An 18,967-nucleotide genomic window follows, 5' to 3' on the forward strand; every position below is an offset into this window, starting at 1 on the left:
CCGCCCCGCCCGGGGATGGCACGTTTTTTGTTACTCCTGCAACTGATGCAGCGCCTTGTTGTACAGCTCCTTGTAGCGCCGCCCGTAGCGCACCACCTCTTGCACAAACGTCGCGTGCGACCAGGTCAGCGGCGCCACCGACAGCGGAGTTCCATGGTACGGATGCAGTTGCTCCGGCAGCACGCCGCTGTCCATGCGGTGGCGAAGCACCCAGTCGAACAGCTCCTTCGCCTTTTGCAGCTCCTCCACCGTCTCCGCCCGCTCGATCTCCCACGCCGCCTGCCACAGCGTGCAGATGATCCACGGGTTGCCCGGCACCTTTTCGATCTCCTCCGACTTTTTAAAATAGTAGTCGTCCGTGTAGCGGGCAATCCCGCCGATGTCCGTCTTCACGCGCAGGCCATCCCAGACCCGTTCCATCGTCGCCTGCAGGCGCGGATCGTCCGGCGAGAGGATGTCAAAATGAAACAGGCCGTACAGACTCGACTCCAGCGTCTTGTCTTTGACGATCTCCCCGTCCGCCCCGAGATACACCCCGCGCAAGAAGCGTCCGACCGTCGGGTCGTAGAGGTATTTGTCCATGCCTTCGAGCAGTTGCTCCGCTGTGCTCTGCATCTTTTGCGCCCGCTTGGCATCGCCGAACACCTGCGCAAAATTGCGCACCGCCCGCAGCCCTGCGATCACCGTCGACACGGTGAACGTAAAGATCCCGCGCCGCTCTTCCCACAGGTCATAGCTTTCGATCGGCAGCCCGAGATGCTCATAGACATACTCAGCCATAAACTCCCCGGCCGGGGCGATCAGCGTCGTGTACAGCGACTGGGCAAATTCCACATCGCCATAGCGCTGGTAATGCTCCCACAACGCCCAGATCACCAGCCCCGTCTCATCCTCCTGGATCGGCAGCGACGGGTCTTTGCCCTGCAGATAAGGATGCCACGACGATCCGACCGAGCCGTCCGGGTTGTATTTGTGCAGCAGAAAGCCGCCCGCCGTCAGCGAATCCTCGCAGAAGCGGAAGAAGCGGTTGGCGATGCGCTCATAGCCCGCCTCGCTCATCGCATGGGCGATCAGCGCCCCGTCGCGCGGCCACATGTAGGAGTAATGATCGCGGTTGTACTGCAAAATGTCGGTGTCGTTGGCGGCGATGATCGCGCCGTTCGCATCGGTCAGCGTCTGCACCAGCATCAGCGACAACAGATATTCGTCGATCACATCCTGCCCCAGATCGCCAAACTCCTGCTCCGACTGCCGCAGCCATTCCCGCCAATACGCATCAATTTCCGTAAAAAGCTGCTCCGGCGTGCGCAACAGCACCCAGCGGTTCATCTCCTTGACCTCCGGGAACGTGCGCCCGACACAGACCCAGTAATACAAAGTCTCTTCCCCGCCGCCCGGCACAAACATCTTGAACGACACCGTGCTGTCGACCGACCCTTGGGCGATCGGGTTGCCTTCCAGCGTCCCGTCCTCCGCGTCCTTCCACGTCCCTTGCAGCGAATGGAACCGCTTGATGCCGGTCGAATATTCGAACAGGCCGCCCAGATGCGTGAAGCCGTTGATCAGCAGGTAGCGGCTGCGCTTGTAGTGATAGACGGTGTTTTGCACCGGGTCATACACCGCCGTGTCGCCGATTTCCGTTTCGTCGATGCAGAAGTCATGCGTGAAAAACAGGCGAATCTCGCGCTCAGCATCGCGGGTGTTTTTCACGCGGACTTTTTTCAAATAGGCATTTTCCCGAAAATGCACGGCGTCCTCGATGTACAGCTCCAGCCCCAGACGGTCGTTTCTGGCCAGCACGTCGGTCACCAGCGTGCCGGTGCGGTAGGAGTTCTCGACGATCCAGTCCGACTCGTCACACCAGCTAAACGTGCCGTCCACATAGACGCCAAGCGAGTTGCGGTTGCCTCCGATATGGTTGAGCTGCCCGACATACGGATAATAGAGATCCCGCATGTTCGTTTTCGCGTCAAAGCCGATAAACAGATGCCCGTTGCCGATCACCAGCGAGCGCGGCATTATCCCCGCCCCCTTACACTAGTCTGTTGGAAGTCGCGAATCTTCTTGGCGTACACCCCGGCCAGCTCTTCTGCACGCTGTTCGGTCACGCCTTGGGCAAACACTTGGAACAGCGGCTCATCGGAGTCGGGCAGGATCAACGTCCAGCCGCCCTCTTTGAACACTTTGATCCCGTCGACCATCTCCACCGTCTCGTCTTTCATCTCTTCGATCAGCAGGCGCATCACCCGCCCTTTGTCTTCCCACGGGCACGGCACGTCACGACGCAGCAGATGGAAGTGCGGAATCGACTCCACCAGTTCGGACAAGGCCAGCTTGCTCATCGCCAGCGTGTCGAGCACTTTGACCAGCGTGTACATCGCGTCGAACAGCATCGGGAACGGCTCGTGTTGCAATGGCTCCATCAGCGAGCGCGGGTTGGCTTTCGTCCGCAGCACCTGCGCGCCAAACTTGGCGGCCAACGTCTCGACGATGCTTGGCGCCGTGACGGGCACAGCGACTTGGTCACTGCCGGAGATCAGCTGGATCAGCGTCTGCAAAGCGAGCAGACGGTCTTGTTCGATCACTTGGCTCCGGTCGGTGATCAAGGCGATCTCCTCCCCGTTGTCATCGATGCGCACCCCTAAGTGGAAGATGCCGGTCGAGACGAGATTCTGCAGTTCGCCATGCGACGCTTCCTTGGCGTCGATCACCGACACTTTGCAGCCGAGCCGCTCCATCAGTTCCGGGACGAAACTGCCCCACGGCATCTGATCATACTGCATCGCCACGCGAAACCGCTCGCGCTTGACGCTGTCGACGTTAACCTCCTTGAGCAGATCGGCGACATACGACTCCTGCAGCCCGGCGAACACCGTGGTGCGCCCGATCTGGGAGAGGTTGGCGCGGCGAAAATCTTCCTGCCAGTAGGCGTTTTCAATCTTGCGCTCCAGCCCTTTGGCGATGTTGATCCCGCTGTGATCGATACATTCGATGCTCACGCGGTCGTCCGACAGGCTGCCGGTGCGTCTGACGTGGATGCCGGCCTCCGCTTCCACTGAACGCACCGCATAGCGCATCATCGGCGTTGTCGCCACGCCGCAGTCGATCGTGTTCACGCCGGCCGAATGCAGCCCGGCAGCGAGCGCCCGTTTGATCAGACTGGAGAACCGATCGTTGTCACAGGAGACGGCGACGCTGGCTCCAAACGGCAGCGCTGCGCCAAACGCTGCGGCCAGACGACCCGCGAAGTCGGGCGTCATGTCGACATTGCCGATGCCTTGCACGCCGTGCAGGCCAAACAGGCTGCGCTCCAATTTCTCGCCCCAGATCAGCGAGGTGTGCGCCACCGAGCCTTCCTGCACCCGTTTGCCCGGCCACAACTTCACCTGCGGCTTGACGACCGATTTGGCGCCAAGCGAGCAGGAGTCGCCGATCACCGAACCTTCAAAGCAGGCGACATGGCTTTGCAGATTGATCTGTGAGCAGAGCGTGGCTCCGCGCAGCTCCACCCCGTCGCCGATGTAGCTGCGGTTCCAGATCACAGAGCGCTTCAGCGACGCGCCCGCTTTGACCACATTGCCCACGCCAAGCACTGTGTATGGCCCGATGTGCGAACCTGCTTCGATCACCGTGTCCCGCCCGATGTAGCACGGCGGCTCCAGCGTCACGCCTTCCGCGACCTGCGCGTTATGCCCCATCCAGATCTTCGGCGCGACGCGGAAGCCTTGGATCCCGCAATTCACTTTCCCGTCCAGCATGTCAAACTGGGTCTGGCGATATTGCGCCAGGTTCCCGATGTCCGACCAGTACCCTTCGGCCACATAGCCATACAAGTCATGCCCATTCTGCATGAGCTTTGGAAACAGGTCTTTGGAGAAATCAAACTCCTGATCCGGGGGGATAAAGTCCAAAACTTCTTTTTCAAAAATATAAATGCCGGTGTTGACCGTATCGGAAAACACTTCGCCCCATGACGGCTTTTCGAGGAAGCGGGTGATCCGACCGTCTCCTTCGGTGATCGCCACGCCAAACTCCAGCGGCGTCTCAACGCGGGTCAAAATGATCGTCGCCATGGCGCCTTTTTCCCGATGGGCGCGCACGGCTTCTAAAAGGTTGAAATCGGTCAGCGCATCGCCCGAGATGACGATAAACGTCTCGTCGAGGAACTCCTGGGCATTTTTCACCGAGCCGGCCGTGCCAAGCGGCGTGGTCTCCTCATAGTAGGCCATCTGCACGCCGTGCTCCGCCCCGTCGCCAAAATAGCCGCGGATCACGTCCGGCATGTATTGCAGCGTCACCGCGATGTTCCCGACGCCCGTTCTGCGCAACAGGTCGATCGTGTAGGCCATGCAGGGCTGGCCGAGCAGCGGCACCATCGGCTTGGGCTTGTTGCAGGTCAATGGCCTGAGCCTGCTGCCTTTGCCGCCTGCGAGAATGACAGCTTTCATCTCTGTTCCCCCACTTCCTGCTCCTTCTTTTGCAACGCCTGCTCATAGACGAGGAGCGTCCCCCGCGCGATGGCCGGCCAGCTGTAGGAGTCGATCGCTTTTTGCATGCCCCGCGCTGCCGTCTCCCTTGTGCCCTCCGGATCGGCAAACAGTTGCAGGAGCGTCTCGCACAAACTCCCCGGATCGCCCGGCTCGACCAGCCAGCCGTCCCGCCCGTGCTCCACGATCTCCGCCAAGCCCCCCGTTCGCGCTACGAGTGTCGGCGTGCCCACGCCCATCGCTTCCAAAGCCACGATGCCAAACGGCTCATAGAGGCTCGGAAATACGGCAACATCTGCGTCACGCATCAGGCGGTTGCGCTCCTCATCGGTCACAAATCCAAGAAAGTCCACATGTCCCGCGATGCCTAAGAACCGGGCCTGCTCCTGCAACTGGGTCAGCATCGGGCCTTTGCCCGCGATGACAAACCGGGTGTCGGGATGCTGCTGCAGCACGGCAGGAGCGCTGGCCAACAGCACCTGCACGCCTTTTTCCGGGACCAGGCGGCCCACGTAGAACACCGTTTTAGCTGTGCCGTTTTTCACTTGCCCGGACAGATCGAGACCGCGCGACAGTTCGGTCAGGTCGACGCCGTTGGGCAGCACATGCAATTTGCTGTCTGTGATGCCATAGACTTCGCGCAGCTCGGCCTGCATGTAGTTCGAGCAGACGATCACTTCGGCCGATTCCCGGGCCAGCTTTTGTTCGATCTCATAGATCCGGTATTGCAGTTCGCTGTGAATCCCATGGTTGCGCCCGTGCTCGGTGGCGTGAATCGTCGTCACCAGCGGCAAGCCGGACACTTCGGACAGCAGATGCGCACACTCCGCCGCCAGCCAGTCATGGGCGTGCACCAGATCAAACGGCCCGTACGCGCCCAAGACCCGGCTGCCCATCGCGCCCAGCCGGATATTCAGCAAAGCTGCCCACTGCACAAAATCGTCGTGTTCATAATCGGGCGCATCCACCCGGTGCACATGCACACCCTCGACCACGCCGTATTCTGGCGTCCCGTCCCCGTGGCAGGTGACGACATGCACTTCGATGCCCTGCTCGGCCATCGCCCGCGACAGATCATACACATGACGTGCCAGCCCGCCGACGGTGCGCGGCGGGAACTCCCACGACAGCATCAAAACGCGGCGCTTCGGCACCCGGTCCGCTTTTTCCCCACGGCCAAAATGGTCTAAGTTCAGCTCCGGGAAAATCGGGGTCGCCGCCTCCATTTCGGCCAGCAGACTTTCGGTCACCATGCCCGCTTCGATCAGATCGGCGAGCCGTTCGGCCCGCGCCAAATGCTCGGTCGTGCGGCGCACGCCGTACTCGACCGTCGTGCCCATCGTGATCATAAACGCCCAGTCGCTCGCTTCAGCGAGCAGCGTTTCCCGGGCCAACTGCCGCAGCGCCCGCTCGGTCAGGAGGTCGGCGAGGAGATCGGTCCGCTCCGCTTTCTGCACCAGTTCGACCAGGCGCTCTTCCAGACGGTGCAGGTGCGGGTAAATCCAGTCGTTCGTCTCGTTCAGCCAGACGTCCGCATACCCGCCGCGCCCCCACGATGACATCGACAGCTCCGCCCGCTCCGCTTGCGGAAACTGCGCCAAATAAGCGCTGGGCGTGGTCATGCCAAGCTCGGTGCCGGCCAGTTGCAGCGCCACCTGCTCCAGCCACTGCGGACCTTCATACCACCAGTGTCCAAACAGTTCGGCATCATAAGGGGCGGTGATCAGCGGCGGCTGTCCGTCCGTTGCTGTCCAATCGAGGGAGTGAAGCCGCTGCAGCCGGGAAGCTGTAAAATGCGCGGCATGTTCATTGCACTTTTTTGCAGCCCATGCCGGGTTGTACAGTTCTTTCGCTTCGCCCCGCCCTGTGACGCGGTGGTATTTGATCCCCGTGTTGACGCGGATGCCGTCCGGATGAATGTAGTCGCGGATGTAAGACAAGTCCAAATCAAAGCCAATGTCGCGATAATACTCGCGATAGTCGGGATCGCCCGGATAGCCGGTGAACGAGCTCCACACCTGCCGCGTCGACTCCGGGTCGCGCCCCAGCGCGTACACATCCGCCCCGGCCGCCAGCAGCGGCCGGTAGACGCTCCGCTCGCCAAACGCGTGCGAGTCGACGAGGAAATAGGAGAGTCCCTCATCGGCCAGCACCTTTTCGATGCCGGGCAGGTAGCCGCACTCCGGCAGCCAGATGCCGCGCGGTCGGCGTCCGACGATCTGCTCATGCGTCTCACAGGCGACCGCCACCTGCGCCCGGCGCAGCTCCTCGCGTCCGATCACCGGCAGGAAGCCGTGCGTCGCGCCGCAGGTCATCAGCTCCAGATGTCCGCTCGCTTCCAGATCGGCCAGGCGGGCCACGATGTTTCGTCCTGCGCCTTCGAACTGGTCGAGCAGCCCGCGGTATCTGGCGTAATACATGCGCGCCAGATTCTGCAGCTCTGGTTCGTGCACGGTGCGCACCAGCTCTTTTTGTGTCAGTTCGATCGTTTTCTTCATATGTTTGACATACCTTGCTGCCATCTCCTCATCGGTGAGCAGCGTCAGCAAGGTCGGCGACATCGTCAGCGCAAATGCAAAAGGGGCTTTGCGCTCCCGCAGCCGTTCAAAGACGGCAAGCATCGGCAAGTACGTTTCGGACAACGCTTCATATAGCCATCGCTCTTCCAGCGCATGCGCACGCTCCTCATGGCGCACGTACGGCAGATGGGCATGCAAGATCATCGCCAAATAGCCTTTTTTCATCCCCATCCTCCTCACGTCACACGATAGATCGAATAGGAGCTGATGCTGTCGGGACGCTCCCTGCGCGCGGAAACGGAAGCTCCCGTTCCCGGCGTTCTCACACTCGTCTCATAAAGAGGCCAAAACTCGCCCTTCATCTCCATCCCATACTCCACTCGAACTTCTGCGCCCGAAAGCAGCCCTTCTACAAAAGAAGCGCCGTATTCAGCAGGGCAGTCCAACAGGCGCGCTGTGTCCGTCCCGCTGTGGATCCGCAGCCGGCGCGGCGCCGTGTCCCATCCGTCCGGGAACATGCGGGCCGCGATCGTCTGCAGGGCAGCTCCTTCCGCCCAATGCACCCAGATGCGATTTTTGTCGAGCGCCAGCGCGTACAGCCGATCGTCCCGGTAACGCGCAGGCAGGTGATACCCTCCCTGCTGCAAACAAAATCCACTCCTTTGTTTTGGCGATTGGACAATGAATCTCTAATTTTTTATGAGTGGGAACCTGCAAAAAGAACGTCATATTGCCAACATTGGCTCCATAAGGTGAAGTAAGCGCAAACGAAATTGCGCAATTCATCTTGCAAGGAGGACGATCAAGAATGGCGAAGGTGTATGCTCGTGCGGCCGGTTGGATTTTCCTGCTCATCGGGATCCTCGGGTTCTTCATTACTGACCTCCTCGGACTCATCCAGTTTGATACGACCCACAACATTGTCCATCTGGTCCTCGGGGTGATCGGGATCGCAGCCGGGCAAAATGCGAACTGGTCGCGGCTGTATGCGCAAGTGTTTGGTGTGATCTACTTGCTGCTGGGCGTCGTTGGCTTCTTCCTCGCTGACTTCCTCGGCATGCATCTGGAAGTGACCGAAAACCTGGTGCACATCATCCTCGGTGCCTGGGGTCTGTATGCCGTGCTTGGCGAGAAGGAAACCGCCGGCGAATAGCGGCAGGCAGGCAACGCATACTAAGGGCTGTCGGGTTGATCCCCGGCAGTCTTTTTGCGTTTCCACACCACGAGACAGGAGGCGTTTGCATGAAGGTCCGTGATCTCATGACCAATGAAGTGATCACCCTGAAGGCGAAGCACACGCTGCAGGATGCGGCGAAACTGATGCTTGACCTGAATGTCGGCGTGATTCCGGTCGCCGAAGAAGGGGACAAACTGCGCGGCATCATCACCGACCGCGACATTGTCGTGCGCGCCGTCAGCAAAGGTGCGGACATCACAAAAGCCAAGATCAACGATTACATGAGCCCGAAACTCGTTTCGATCAATCCGTCCGAATCGGCCGAAGAAGCGGCCAAGCTGATGGCCGAACACCAGATTCGCCGTCTGCCGGTCGTCGAGGAAGGCCACATGGTTGGCATCATCTCGATCGGCGACTTGTCGGTGGTCGACATTCACGAAAACGAAGCCGCTTTTGCCCTGCACGATATCTCCACCCCGGCCCGCCCGCAGCTGTAACCGCATAGACCCGGGCGTTTTCGGCATACTAAGTTTGGTTGCACCTAAATCCCAAATCATGAGGAGGGCGATTCGATGCAAATCCGTGAACTCATGACCTCTGAAGTTGAATCCTGCTCGCCGCAGGACTCCCTGCAGCAAGTTGCGCAAATCATGTCCGATCTGGACGTCGGCATCGTGCCGATCGTTCGTGACGGCGGCTACCTCGAAGGCTGCATCACCGACCGCGACATCGTCATCCGTGCGGTTGCCAAAGGCATGGACGTCAACTCCACCCGCGTTGACGAGTGCATGAGCGAAAACATCGTGTCCTGCACTCCGGACCAATCGGCGACCGAAGCGGCGCAAATGATGGCCGACAACCAAGTCCGCCGTCTGCCGGTCGTGGAAGATGGCCGTCTGGTCGGCATCGTGGCGATCGGCGACCTGGCTGTAGAACGCGCAGCTGACGAATCGGCCGGCTACGCGCTGAGCGAAATCTCCGAACCGGCTCGCCCGGAAATGCACTAATCTTTTCAGAAAAAATGGACAAGACCCTTCGCGGGTCTTGTCCATTTGCTTGTCCTTGGGTACACTGTACCCTAAAGGAGGGACGGCCCCATGATTGCAGACCGCAGACGATTTGGGATCTGGCTAATGCTTTGCCTCGCCTGGATGCTGCTCATCTTTTACAAATCGGGACAGTCCTACGGTGAACAGGACCTGCGTCCCCTGCTCCGGCAGTGGATCGCCGAGCCGACGCTTTTGATGCTGCTTCCGAACATCGAATTTCACTATGACGGCGGGCTTGTTTCGTATCAAGACCCGTACTCGATGCTCGAATTCTTCATTCGCAAAGCCGCGCATGTGACCGAATATTTCCTGCTCGCCTTCCTCGTCTGGCGCACATTTGCCGCCACGCGGGTGCGGCGGAGCATAGCGCTGACCGTGACGGCGCTCTTGTCGATTCTGTACGCAGCGTCCGACGAGTGGCACCAGGCGTTTGTGCCGGGCCGCACCGGGCACGGCATCGACGTGTTTGTGGACAGTTTCGGCGTGCTGCTGCTCGTGCTGTTTGTGCTGGTGAGCAGACAAAAAACTCTCTCAAGATAAGCTGAGAGAGTTTTTTGATTCTTACCGCTCTTCGCCGGTGATCAGCCGGGCGCGGTCTTGCGAGCCGGTGCCGCGGCGGTCGTCCAGCCAGGCCGATTCGATCACCGCACGCATGTCTTTCATCGGAACGTCTTTCATTCCGCACGTCTCGCATTTGTCGATCAGGTATTTGACCGCTTCGTTCATCTTGGCCGGTCCGTCTTCCGTTGTATATACGGTCTCCGCATAGGAAAATGCTTCCCGCCCGAGTTGTGCCAACAGTTGTCGATTCTGTAAGGTAGTCTGGGCATCATAGTAGTTCTGCATGCGTTGTTTGAAATTTCGAAGCAGGAGCAGACCGGCGAGGACAGCAATTTGCAGCACGATGGACGCGCCGTCTTGCAGCATCCCGAGGATCTGTTCCGTCATGGTGGCATCTACCTCCCGCTTCGGATAAAGTTGTAAAAGCGCACGAGCACCGAAGCCATCTCCGCCCGTGTCACCGCTTGATTCGGGCGCCAGGTCCCGTCTTCATACCCGGTCATCACGCCCCATTCGATCACTTGGCGGATCGACTCTTCCGCCCAGGCCGGCAGGACTTCCTGACTGGGCGCCGGATTCGTCGGTGTGGCCGGCGTTGGCGTCGCAGGCGTCCCCGGCTGCGGGGTCGGGCGGGCCGGTGCGTTATATGGCAGGTCAAAAATAGCGCATACCCCCTTGCCGCTCCTTCTGCTGCGGCGATTTGATAGTCACGGGTCGCCATCCGGCTTGCTTCAGCCGCATTGGTGATAAAACCCGATTCGACCAGCACCGCATCCATCGCCGTGTCGCGCAGGACTTGGAAATCTCCATAATACACGCCGCGGTTGTTCTGCCCCGTAGCGGCGGCGATCGCGTTGACGATCCGTGAAGCCCATTGCTGGGTGCGCCCCTCGCGAGTGGAAGGATGAATCCAAATCGCCACGCCGTTTACTGCAGCCGTACTCGCCGCGTCGGTGTGCCAGGAGATAAACAAGTCTGCCTTTGCGTCATTGGCGAGGCGGGCACGGTAGGCCAGGTCCTGGCCGATCGTCCCATTAGGGTCAGGCAGCGTGTCGGTGGTCCGCGTCATGATTACGCGAAAGCCGCAGCGCTGCAGGGCATCGCGAAGCAAGAGCGAGGTCTGCAACACGAGATTCTTCTCCTGAAATCCATTGGCAACAGCTCCCGGATCTCTTCCTCCATGCCCTGGATCGATTACAACTAACGGCACTGCCCTCACTCCTTTCTAGGACAATTTCGATATCATCATATGTTTACTTCCGCCCAAGTGTGAAAAAAGCGCCCACATACGGTTAGTATGTGGGCGCTTCGAAGTTCTCAATCGTTATCGGGTGACGTGGAACACGCGCACGCCGATCTGGCGCAGGTCTTCCGTGATCGCATCGACATCAGCATCCGGCGCGACCTTAAAGGATACGCGGCGGTAACCGAAGTCCGCATCGTCATCAAGCACGAGCAGACCAAAGATGTTCGAGTACTTGCGCACAACATCGGCAAACTTGAGCAGGGAGCCTTGCATCTCCGGCATGGAGACGGTCATGCGAATGCCCGGCTTGTGCATGCCCAGCGCATCGCGCAGCATTTCGAAGTTGGCGCTGTGTGTCACGATGCCCGTAAAGGTGCCTTCCTCAGACAAAACGGCGATAAACGGCACGCGGTCGATCGCTTTCAAGATGTCTTCGATGCTGCCTTCCTCGTGGATCGTCGCGTTCTTGTTGACTGTGATCGCTTCGACCTTCATCGCATTCAGGAACTGCTCCTGGTCGGCATTGCCGCTTTCAAAATATGCCTTGTGCACGTCAGCGTAGCCGACCATACCGTAAAACGCTCCGTCCGCTACGACCGGAATATGTTGGAACCCGCAGGAATCAAGCGCCGCGAGGAGCTCTTTCAGATTCGCAGTTGGTTCGATGGTTACGACTTTATGTGCTTCTACTTTCAGCTGTTGTACAATCACCCATGACATCCCCTTTCTTCTCTCTTCTTTATCTATTCGGCGGTCCTGCAAACTTTCCTCTTACATCTGGAAAATAATTAAAGCTGCTGCCAGCACCGCCAGCGCCAGCAAATAGGCGAGCAGACCACGCAGATACTCCTTGCCTTCCAGCTTATAAAAAATCCGCAGCATGATCGCCGTCAGCACCATCGCGATGAAGGAGACGGAGAACAAAGTCAGGCTCAGCGCTTCCGTGGCCCCGCGCGCCACATATTCCCCGTTTTGGTCGACCATCATCAGCCCAAGCATCAGGTTGGAGAGGTAGGCCTGTCCGATCAGAAAGACGGGGACGGCAAACAGCCAGCGCTGCATCGAGACTTTTTTGCGGAACAAAAGGACGATCAGAATCTGTGCCAGCAGAGGCAACAGCGTATAGTAACCTAAAAAGAACAAGGCGAAATCCGGGTTGTTTTGCAGTTTCTCAAAAATGTTTTGCGTCATCAGTGTGCTCAGCCTCTCTGCCGGGTAAAGAAAAAGCTCCCCGCTTCGCGAGGAGCCTTTTGTGCGGCCGGTTTATTTGCGCTCTTCGATCGGAACGAAGGTTTGATCCACCGGACCGACATAGTCGGCAACCGGACGGATGATGCGGTTGTTTGCATACTGTTCGAGGATGTGCGCCGTCCACCCGGATACGCGGGAGATGACGAACAGCGGGGTGAACAGTTCCACCGGAATGCCCATCGCGTTGTACAGGGAGCCGGAGTACAGGTCGACGTTGTACTTCAGGTCTTTGCCCTTCTTCGCGAAGTGTTCGAGCACGACGCCTTCGGTGATCTCGGTCATTTCGTACCACTTGGTTTCGCCGACTTTCTCGGTCAGCTGCTTCGCGTAACGCTTCAGCACCAGACCGCGCGGGTCGTAAGAGCGGTAGACGCGATGGCCAAAGCCCGGAACTTTCACGCCGTTGTCGAGCTTGTTCTGAACTTCCACAGCTGCATTTTCCACGGAGTTGATCTCCATCAGCATGCGAAGCACGTCTTCGTTCGCGCCGCCGTGCAGCGGGCCTTTCAGCGCGCCGATCGCCGAGGTGACGCCGGAGTACATGTCGGACAGAGTCGCCACGGTGCAGCGTGCGGTAAAGGTGGAAGCGTTAAACTCGTGGTCAGCGTGCAGGATGAGCGCGACATCAAACGCCTCAACCGACAGCTCATCCGCCTCTTGTCCGGTCAGCATATACAGGAAGTTCGCTGCATGGCCGAGGTCGCCCCGCGGAGCCACATATTCTTTGCCTTGCTTGAAGCGGCCCACCGCTGCTGTGATCGATGCGAGCATCGACACGAGCTTGGTCGCCTGCTTGATGTGCGTTTCATGGTCCATCGACTTATCCGGATCAACCGCACCGAGGTAAGAGGCTGCTGTGCGCAGGATCTCCATGCCGGTCGGGTTCGCAGCCGAGGCGCTCAACGCTTTTACCAGTTCCAGCACATCGGACGGGATCTCACGGTTTTTCTTCAGCTCTGCATCGAGAGCTGCCAGTTCGCTCACATTCGGAAGCTTGCCGTACCACAGCAGGTAGACCACTTCTTCAAAAGAAGCTTTCCCTGCCAGATCGTTAATATCATATCCTTGATAGACGAGACGGCCTTGTTTCCCGTCTACGAGGCAGATGGAAGAATCACCTGCAACAACGTCTTGCAAACCAGCTTTCGCTTTTGCTTCAGACATTGACGAACACCTCCTGAAAAATACACTGTTTCCATATAGTCAATCCATACCCAGAATAATCCGATGTTACTTATTATACAGGACTTGGTCTCGTTGGTCGAACTTTGTGAATGGGCTTTCATTCATTTCTCGGACTGCGAAAGCCCGTAACCTTGCGAAAGCGTTTACTTCCTTGGATTTAGCCATCTTTAGGGTTCCCTGCGCACCGGGGGATATTTGTCGAATAAAAATTTTTTTTGGTGCCTTTTGGCTCCTCTATGGAAAATGTGGATAAGTTTGTACACAGTATTCCACATACAAGCCAATGGCAAAAATGCCCTTTTCCACAGTGAATCCACAACTTACCCACAAACTGTACACAGGGTATTGTGGATAATCGGAACGCTTGTTCGCTCATAAATTCCATGTTATAGTCATACCACAACCAACTCGCGCGCGGGATTTGGTAGAGTACGAGATCAGAACTGTGAGGTGAACCACCATGCATTTGCTGAGTGATGAGTACCTTGTTGAAGCCTACACCAATGCAGTGAAGCAGAAGTTGGACAGACAGTTTATCGACCTGTTATACAAGGAAGTCCAGGCACGGGGTCTTACAGTCTCTGTCAGCATCGCTTCGTAACCTACCGTTCCCCAGAATGTTCGACAGAGCATTATCTTGATTGAGAAGGCCTGTTCTACCGGGGAACGGGCCTTTCTCATGAACTTTTCCGGTTACAGCTCTTCTTCTTTCATTAAATACAACGTCAGCTCTTCACGGTTATGGAACAGTTGCTTGGCTTTGAGCAGCACCAGCTGCGGCTCGAGGTTCTCCAGCGTTTCTCTGACCGTCTGAAACGGCTTCTTGTGCATCAGCTTGACCGTGATCACCGCCACCCCGCCCGTCTCTAAGGCGGGTAACAGTTCGGCCACCAGCTTGCTCATCTGCTTCGGGCTCCAGCTCATGTCGCACACAAGCAGATCGAACGCCCCTTCTGCAAAAACAACGTCCCCCGCGTTCTTTTGCAGGATGGTGAGGTTGGGATGTCCGGACAGGGATGGGTGCAGCGCACCCGGATCGACGGCGGTCACTTGCAAGTCCCGCTCCAAGAGCAGCGAAGTCCAGCCGCCCGGCGCGGCCCCGATATCAAGCGCGCTGCGGAACTGGGAGAGGTCGAGATGGAACCTTTCTTCCGCTTCCAAGAGCTTAAACTTGGCGCGCGATACCTGCTCCTCTTCTTTGCGGTACCGCACCATTCCCCCGTTCCAATCGGATAGATTTTCATAAGGCGTGGAGATTCCGAAATAGCACGTGCCGTCCGTCAAGTACACGGAGATGATCTTGTCGGCGCCGCGGACAACCGGCTCCACGCTTTGTTCTTGTTCCAAGATCGGGTCGAGCGCGTCTTTCACGCCAAACGGCGTGTAGGCAAACTTGACCTCTTTGACTTTGCGGGCCTGCACCGCCACCTTTTCGCCGGCCGCAAAAGGGCGCAGCTCCTGCATGAACTGAATCAGGCGCATCAGATCGTCTGCCGTCTTGCCCAGCGGCAGTTCATGCTGCACAGGCTGAATGTGGCGCAGGAAGATCGGCTCGTGTTCGAGCAGCGCTGCGGTCACCTCTTCGGCCGGGGCCGGCGCATCGATCAGAAACACTTCGCCCGCTTCGAGATAACGGAATTTAACGCCCGGAAACAGGCGGCGAATCTCTTCTTGTGCGTACTGGGCAAAACCAAAATTAGCTGATCCGATAAAACGAGATGAAGTCATAAGTTCCTCCAAACGAACATTCTGCTGTTGCTCTTCTATGTATTCTTCTCAGTATAGCAAACAACATGTGACTTTTTCCTTATAAAAATGGTTGCAGAGAGCGGCATCGTCCGATATGCTTTTTTTATTAAAGGAGTTGGGGTTAGATGCAGCGTTTTGTAGTTGAACCGATCTTATTTGCAATGTTTGGCGAACTGTTATTTCCGACGGAGCCAATCGAATATATCATCCCCTACTCGACCGTCATGGAACTGTATGATTTGCGGGAGAGCGAGGAAGTCATCTCCGATCCGCGGGAAAACGAGCGCGTCAAAGCCAATTTGGAGAAGATCATCCAATTCTTTGAGCAGCCGTTTGTGTCCAAGAAGCTCGACAAGTCCCTGCGCGTGCCGTGGCAGAAGAGCCGTCCGATTCTCTTTAATGAGAACGTGACCTTCACCGTCGTCAACGCCTTGGACAATGCCGAATACGGCGAAGGATTTGACCCGGTGGAAACGGAGCTCATCTTGTTGGCCCGACGGGAAAATGTCCCCTTGATCACCGACCAGCTGCAGTTTCAGCAGCGCATCGTGGAAACGCGCATCGGGATCACGGTGATCGACGTCGCCGATTTTGGCTTTCTTGTCGATGATCAGTTGGTTGAAGAGCTGGAGATGTTCGAAGAGGACACCGTGCTGGAACAAGCGCCCGTCAACTCGTTAGAAGCGCAGGAAGGCGCCTTGAGCGCCGCCGAAGAGCGTGCTGTCAACTCGAAGTCCAACAAGATGCTGCCATGGGTGATCGGCGGATTTGGCTTGATTTTGGTGCTGTTTGTCTTCAGTTTCTTTCAGTGAAAAAGCTCTGCACACATTTCTCGTGTGACAGAGCTTTTTTTGTGGAATGCTGTAGAAGTGTTGCCACATAGATTTCACTACGGTACAATTAGCCAAAATACAGTAACCTTCGCAAAACAGGAGGCCAAACCCCATGGCAAAGACTCGTGACCGCATCCTCTTCAGCCGTGAAGCGATCCAAACCCGGGTCGCCGAACTCGGCACGCAATTGTCCCAAGATTATAAGGACGGCGAGGTCGTCGTCATTTCCCTTCTGCGCGGGAGCTTCGTGTTCACCGCCGACCTGGTGCGGGAGATCACCGTTCCGGTCAACGTGGACTTCATGACCACGTCCAGTTACGGCCACGGCGAGCACAGCACCGGGCGCGTGGAGATCGTCACCGACATCCGCACCGACATCGCCGGCAAAGACGTGCTGGTCTGCGATGACATTCTCGACACCGGCATCACCATGCGTGGCGTGCTCGACCACTTGGCTGCCAAGAATCCCAAGAGCCTGAAGACCTGCACCTTCCTCGACAAGCCGTCCCGCCGTCTGGTGGACGTGCCGCTCGACTACACCGGCTTTACGATCGAAGACCTGTTTGTGGCCGGCTACGGCCTCAACCTGGGCGATTATGCCCGCAACCTGCCGTACATCTTCGTCCGCGAAACGGTGGAAGACTAGCAGGCAGAACATACAAAGAAGCCCGATCCCCTTATTGAGGGATCGGGCTTTTTTGATCAGATCTTGTGCTTTTTCGTCGGAAGGGGTTCGACCAGATCGCGGTACTCGTGTCCCGCCGGCATGCGGTCGAGTTCAAAGTCCTCTTGCTCTGCGCGGGTCGTGCCGTCGATCGCGTCACCCGACAGGAAGTCGTTCTTCATGTTTTCATGCGTCAGAGGCTTGTGCAGGTTGCCAAGACGATCCCGATAGGTCTCGCGTTGTGTCATCAGCCATTCCCCCTTTCGCGTTTAGTGTCCGTTCTCGCCAAAGGGGGCATACGATCAAAAATCTGGATAGAGCTCCTGATACTTTTCGTAGGAAAAGCTGACGCGCTGTATGTAATGCCTGGTCTCTCCGACCGGGATCTTCTCCGAAGTCGCGAGCGTTCCGTCCCAGACGCCTTCTTTCATCCAGCGGGAGACGCGCCCTTGCCCGGCGTTGTAAGCGGCGATGGCAGCCGCCTGATTGCCGTCAAACTGCTTGAGCAGATAGGCGACATACCACGAGCCCATGCGGATGTTCGTCTCCGGATCGGACAGGTCCTCGGTGCCGCTGTAAGGAATGTCGCTTTCCCGCGCGATCCAGTCGGCCGTCTCCGGCATCAACTGCATCAGGCCGACCGCACCTACTTTGGAGACGTTTTCGGCGCGGAATTTGCTTTCCACACGGATGATTGCGGCGACGAGCAGCGGGTCGATCCGATTGTATTCGGCCGCCTCACGGATCGTCGCTTCGTGGTGGATCGGGTAGATAAAACGCCAAAACCAGTCGCTGCCGACGGCAAGCACGATCAGCAAGATCAGGCCGAGAATGACGGCGACTTTGCGTTTGGCTTGGGGCGTGAGTACCCAGGAGATGCGGGGCCAGATCACCTCGCCGACCTCTCCCGTTGGAGGCGGGTCAATTCGGCCCAGACCTCCTGCACCTGCCGCTGTGTTTCCTCGATCGTGCCCCGGTTGTCGATCAGGAAGTCGGCGTAGCGCTTTTTCTCCTCAATCGGCATCTGTGCGGCGATGCGTTTTTCCGCCGCTTCTGCCGACAGCTCGTCCCGTTTCAGAAGACGCGCATATTGCGTCTCCCGATCTACATAGACAACAACTGTCTTTTCCACCTCTTGATAGATCCCCGTCTCGATCAACAGCGGGATATCCCAGATGATGATCGCCCGACTGTCGCGGGCGAGTGTTGCTCGTGTCTGTTCATCGCGCGCCTCGCGGACGCGCGGGTGCACGATGGCATTGAGTTTCAGCCTGTTTTCTTCATTTCCGAAAACCAGCGACCCAAGCTTGGCGCGGTCCAGTTCGCCGTTTGGCAACAGCACCTCTTTGCCAAAATGATCGACGATCTCTTGGAACGCCTGCTGGCCGGGCTGCTGGACCTCGCGCACGATCTTATCTGCATCGACGATGACGGCTCCTGCGTCCGCGAACATCTTCGAAACGGTGCTTTTTCCTGTTGCTATCGAGCCGGTCAGACCTACGATCATAGAGAGCCTCCTGTCACCGCTTAAAAGAATTTCGAAATGCCGATCAAGATCAGCATGACGCCTGGGATATAGACCATCTTGCGCAGCAGGCGCGCATCTGCAAAGCGCATGCCGACCCGCAGTCCCGTATAGATGAACACCAGGTTCATCACGGCGATCGTCAGCGCTGTCGAAATGGAATGAAATCCGATCAGGCTCGCCCCGACACCCGCTCCAAAGCCGTCCATCGACAAAGCAAAGCCAAGGATCAAGCCTTCCTTGACCGAGATGTCGCCGGAGCGGTCAACGTCTGCAGATGACGGCGTGCGCAGGATCTGAATGACCAGACCGATCTTTTTCAGTTCCACGTGCAAAACGGTCTTGTGTTCTTCTTCTGCCGGCTGGAGGGACGCTTCCTGCGTCTGCTCCTCAGCTACCGGGTCCTTTTCCTTCTGGGTCAAAATGTTATAGATCGCAAAACTGCCGACGCCAATCAAGATGACCGCCCCAAACGTTTTGGCAAAGGAGGGGGTCAAATACATCGAAAGCACGTCGCCAAGCTGCATCGCAACCAAGATCATCGTCGCCGAACAGAGCGTAACGACAAGCAGGGACCACAGAGGAAAGCGGATTTTGCGGAGTCCGTAAGTCAAGCCTACGCCGAAGCCGTCGAGTGAGACAGCAAACGCAAGCACCAGCAGGGAAAAATAGTGAAGCACGCTTGACTCCTCCTTCCCTCAATCTGCCAACATGATATGCG

The 18,967-nt window shown here is 57.7% G+C and carries 22 protein-coding genes; 7 read left to right on the forward strand and 15 right to left on the reverse strand.

Going from position 1 to position 18,967, the window contains the following annotated elements; genetic code table 11:
* Positions 1-30 precede the first annotated feature (30 nt).
* The 4 genes from CBW65_RS00525 to CBW65_RS00540 are packed head-to-tail and all read right to left on the reverse strand — an operon-like array spanning position 31 to position 7,653.
* Positions 31-2,019 carry a glycoside hydrolase family 15 protein gene (locus tag CBW65_RS00525; protein WP_087455081.1) on the reverse strand — a complete coding sequence of 663 codons (1,989 nt, stop codon included), beginning with the start codon at positions 2,017-2,019 and terminating at the stop codon, positions 31-33.
* The gene (locus CBW65_RS00530; protein ID WP_087455082.1) at positions 2,019-4,448 is read right to left on the reverse strand and encodes a sugar phosphate nucleotidyltransferase; all 2,430 of its coding nucleotides are present in this window, start codon (positions 4,446-4,448) and stop codon (positions 2,019-2,021) included. The genes CBW65_RS00525 and CBW65_RS00530 overlap by 1 nt, the downstream gene beginning before the upstream one ends.
* Positions 4,445-7,231 (reverse strand): 1,4-alpha-glucan branching protein domain-containing protein, encoded by a 2,787-nt coding sequence (locus CBW65_RS00535; protein WP_198299717.1) that lies wholly within the window; start codon positions 7,229-7,231, stop codon positions 4,445-4,447. Before CBW65_RS00535 ends, CBW65_RS00530 begins: the two co-directional genes overlap by 4 nt.
* Positions 7,232-7,242: 11 nt before the next feature.
* Positions 7,243-7,653 carry a hypothetical protein gene (locus CBW65_RS00540; RefSeq protein ID WP_087455084.1) on the reverse strand — a complete coding sequence of 137 codons (411 nt, stop codon included), beginning with the start codon at positions 7,651-7,653 and terminating at the stop codon, positions 7,243-7,245.
* 161 nt (positions 7,654-7,814) lie between these two features.
* Here CBW65_RS00540 and CBW65_RS00545 point away from each other — a divergent pair, with 161 nt between their 5' ends.
* From CBW65_RS00545 to CBW65_RS00560, 4 genes are all read left to right on the forward strand, one after another.
* A complete protein-coding gene (locus CBW65_RS00545) occupies positions 7,815-8,159 on the forward strand; it encodes a DUF4383 domain-containing protein (protein WP_087455085.1) in 345 nt (114 codons plus the stop codon).
* A gap of 89 nt (positions 8,160-8,248) precedes the next feature.
* Positions 8,249-8,680, forward strand: a complete 432-nt coding sequence (locus tag CBW65_RS00550; RefSeq protein ID WP_087455086.1) for a CBS domain-containing protein — start codon at positions 8,249-8,251, stop codon at positions 8,678-8,680.
* A gap of 75 nt (positions 8,681-8,755) precedes the next feature.
* A complete protein-coding gene (locus CBW65_RS00555) occupies positions 8,756-9,190 on the forward strand; it encodes a CBS domain-containing protein (protein ID WP_087455087.1) in 435 nt (144 codons plus the stop codon).
* A 90-nt stretch (positions 9,191-9,280) separates the two neighbouring features.
* Positions 9,281-9,772 (forward strand): VanZ family protein, encoded by a 492-nt coding sequence (locus tag CBW65_RS00560; RefSeq protein WP_087455088.1) that lies wholly within the window; start codon positions 9,281-9,283, stop codon positions 9,770-9,772.
* 21 nt (positions 9,773-9,793) lie between these two features.
* On the opposite strand, the gene CBW65_RS00565 is transcribed toward CBW65_RS00560, so the two are convergent.
* The 6 genes from CBW65_RS00565 to CBW65_RS00590 form a co-directional block, all read right to left on the reverse strand.
* Entirely contained in the window at positions 9,794-10,180 is a 387-nt protein-coding gene (locus CBW65_RS00565) for a phage holin, LLH family (RefSeq protein ID WP_087455089.1), read from the reverse strand.
* 8 nt (positions 10,181-10,188) lie between these two features.
* Entirely contained in the window at positions 10,189-10,314 is a 126-nt protein-coding gene (locus tag CBW65_RS24680; RefSeq protein ID WP_157721681.1) for an S-layer homology domain-containing protein, read from the reverse strand.
* Positions 10,311-11,003, reverse strand: a complete 693-nt coding sequence (locus tag CBW65_RS24685) for an N-acetylmuramoyl-L-alanine amidase family protein (protein WP_157721682.1) — start codon at positions 11,001-11,003, stop codon at positions 10,311-10,313. Before CBW65_RS24685 ends, CBW65_RS24680 begins: the two co-directional genes overlap by 4 nt.
* Positions 11,004-11,117: 114 nt before the next feature.
* A complete protein-coding gene (locus CBW65_RS00580) occupies positions 11,118-11,750 on the reverse strand; it encodes a CBS domain-containing protein (protein WP_087455092.1) in 633 nt (210 codons plus the stop codon).
* Positions 11,751-11,810: 60 nt separating this feature from the next.
* Entirely contained in the window at positions 11,811-12,230 is a 420-nt protein-coding gene (locus tag CBW65_RS00585; protein WP_087455093.1) for a hypothetical protein, read from the reverse strand.
* A 72-nt stretch (positions 12,231-12,302) separates the two neighbouring features.
* Entirely contained in the window at positions 12,303-13,454 is a 1,152-nt protein-coding gene (locus CBW65_RS00590; RefSeq protein WP_087455094.1) for a citrate/2-methylcitrate synthase, read from the reverse strand.
* A 481-nt stretch (positions 13,455-13,935) separates the two neighbouring features.
* Between CBW65_RS00590 and sda the strand changes: the two genes are divergently transcribed.
* On the forward strand, positions 13,936-14,076 hold the full coding sequence (gene sda / locus CBW65_RS00595; RefSeq protein ID WP_087455095.1) for a sporulation histidine kinase inhibitor Sda: 141 nt from the start codon (positions 13,936-13,938) through the stop codon (positions 14,074-14,076).
* A 92-nt stretch (positions 14,077-14,168) separates the two neighbouring features.
* Here sda and CBW65_RS00600 read toward each other — a convergent pair whose 3' ends face one another.
* Positions 14,169-15,203 carry a 23S rRNA (cytidine(2498)-2'-O)-methyltransferase RlmM gene (locus CBW65_RS00600; protein WP_087455096.1) on the reverse strand — a complete coding sequence of 345 codons (1,035 nt, stop codon included), beginning with the start codon at positions 15,201-15,203 and terminating at the stop codon, positions 14,169-14,171.
* A gap of 146 nt (positions 15,204-15,349) precedes the next feature.
* Here CBW65_RS00600 and CBW65_RS00605 point away from each other — a divergent pair, with 146 nt between their 5' ends.
* Together CBW65_RS00605 and hpt are read left to right on the forward strand one after the other, a co-directional pair.
* Positions 15,350-16,036 (forward strand): ADP-heptose synthase, encoded by a 687-nt coding sequence (locus CBW65_RS00605; RefSeq protein WP_198299718.1) that lies wholly within the window; start codon positions 15,350-15,352, stop codon positions 16,034-16,036.
* Positions 16,037-16,169: 133 nt separating this feature from the next.
* Positions 16,170-16,703, forward strand: a complete 534-nt coding sequence (hpt, locus tag CBW65_RS00610) for a hypoxanthine phosphoribosyltransferase (protein ID WP_087455097.1) — start codon at positions 16,170-16,172, stop codon at positions 16,701-16,703.
* Positions 16,704-16,759: 56 nt separating this feature from the next.
* On the opposite strand, the gene CBW65_RS00615 is transcribed toward hpt, so the two are convergent.
* From CBW65_RS00615 to ytaF, 4 genes are read right to left on the reverse strand one after another with little or no spacing between them, the layout of a single operon-like run.
* Positions 16,760-16,969 carry a hypothetical protein gene (locus CBW65_RS00615; RefSeq protein ID WP_087455098.1) on the reverse strand — a complete coding sequence of 70 codons (210 nt, stop codon included), beginning with the start codon at positions 16,967-16,969 and terminating at the stop codon, positions 16,760-16,762.
* Between the two features lie 54 nt (positions 16,970-17,023).
* Complete coding sequence (locus CBW65_RS00620) at positions 17,024-17,614, reverse strand: lytic transglycosylase domain-containing protein (RefSeq protein WP_157721684.1); 591 nt, start codon at positions 17,612-17,614, stop codon at positions 17,024-17,026.
* Entirely contained in the window at positions 17,611-18,228 is a 618-nt protein-coding gene (coaE, locus tag CBW65_RS00625) for a dephospho-CoA kinase (RefSeq protein ID WP_087455099.1), read from the reverse strand. Before coaE ends, CBW65_RS00620 begins: the two co-directional genes overlap by 4 nt.
* A 20-nt stretch (positions 18,229-18,248) precedes the next feature.
* Positions 18,249-18,926 carry a sporulation membrane protein YtaF gene (gene ytaF / locus CBW65_RS00630; RefSeq protein ID WP_087455100.1) on the reverse strand — a complete coding sequence of 226 codons (678 nt, stop codon included), beginning with the start codon at positions 18,924-18,926 and terminating at the stop codon, positions 18,249-18,251.
* Positions 18,927-18,967 lie beyond the last annotated feature (41 nt).

Source organism: Tumebacillus avium (assembly GCF_002162355.1).
GTDB classification, from domain to species: domain Bacteria; phylum Bacillota; class Bacilli; order Tumebacillales; family Tumebacillaceae; genus Tumebacillus_A; species Tumebacillus_A avium.

Bases quoted from the DNA above. Each gene is read 5' to 3' on its own strand.
- CBW65_RS00530 (WP_087455082.1), bottom strand. From the start codon at position 4,448: ATGAAAGCTGTCATTCTCGCAGGCGGCAAAGGCAGCAGGCTCAGGCCA.
- CBW65_RS00605 (WP_198299718.1), top strand. From the start codon at position 15,350: ATGCAGCGTTTTGTAGTTGAACCGATCTTATTTGCAATGTTTGGCGAA.
- CBW65_RS00560 (WP_087455088.1), top strand. From the start codon at position 9,281: ATGATTGCAGACCGCAGACGATTTGGGATCTGGCTAATGCTTTGCCTC.
- CBW65_RS00600 (WP_087455096.1), bottom strand. From the start codon at position 15,203: ATGACTTCATCTCGTTTTATCGGATCAGCTAATTTTGGTTTTGCCCAG.
- CBW65_RS00590 (WP_087455094.1), bottom strand. From the start codon at position 13,454: ATGTCTGAAGCAAAAGCGAAAGCTGGTTTGCAAGACGTTGTTGCAGGT.
- CBW65_RS00550 (WP_087455086.1), top strand. From the start codon at position 8,249: ATGAAGGTCCGTGATCTCATGACCAATGAAGTGATCACCCTGAAGGCG.
- CBW65_RS00555 (WP_087455087.1), top strand. From the start codon at position 8,756: ATGCAAATCCGTGAACTCATGACCTCTGAAGTTGAATCCTGCTCGCCG.
- CBW65_RS00585 (WP_087455093.1), bottom strand. From the start codon at position 12,230: ATGACGCAAAACATTTTTGAGAAACTGCAAAACAACCCGGATTTCGCC.
- CBW65_RS00565 (WP_087455089.1), bottom strand. From the start codon at position 10,180: ATGACGGAACAGATCCTCGGGATGCTGCAAGACGGCGCGTCCATCGTG.
- CBW65_RS00525 (WP_087455081.1), bottom strand. From the start codon at position 2,019: ATGCCGCGCTCGCTGGTGATCGGCAACGGGCATCTGTTTATCGGCTTT.
- CBW65_RS00535 (WP_198299717.1), bottom strand. From the start codon at position 7,231: ATGAAAAAAGGCTATTTGGCGATGATCTTGCATGCCCATCTGCCGTAC.
- sda (WP_087455095.1), top strand. From the start codon at position 13,936: ATGCATTTGCTGAGTGATGAGTACCTTGTTGAAGCCTACACCAATGCA.
- CBW65_RS00545 (WP_087455085.1), top strand. From the start codon at position 7,815: ATGGCGAAGGTGTATGCTCGTGCGGCCGGTTGGATTTTCCTGCTCATC.
- hpt (WP_087455097.1), top strand. From the start codon at position 16,170: ATGGCAAAGACTCGTGACCGCATCCTCTTCAGCCGTGAAGCGATCCAA.
- coaE (WP_087455099.1), bottom strand. From the start codon at position 18,228: ATGATCGTAGGTCTGACCGGCTCGATAGCAACAGGAAAAAGCACCGTT.
- CBW65_RS00615 (WP_087455098.1), bottom strand. From the start codon at position 16,969: ATGACACAACGCGAGACCTATCGGGATCGTCTTGGCAACCTGCACAAG.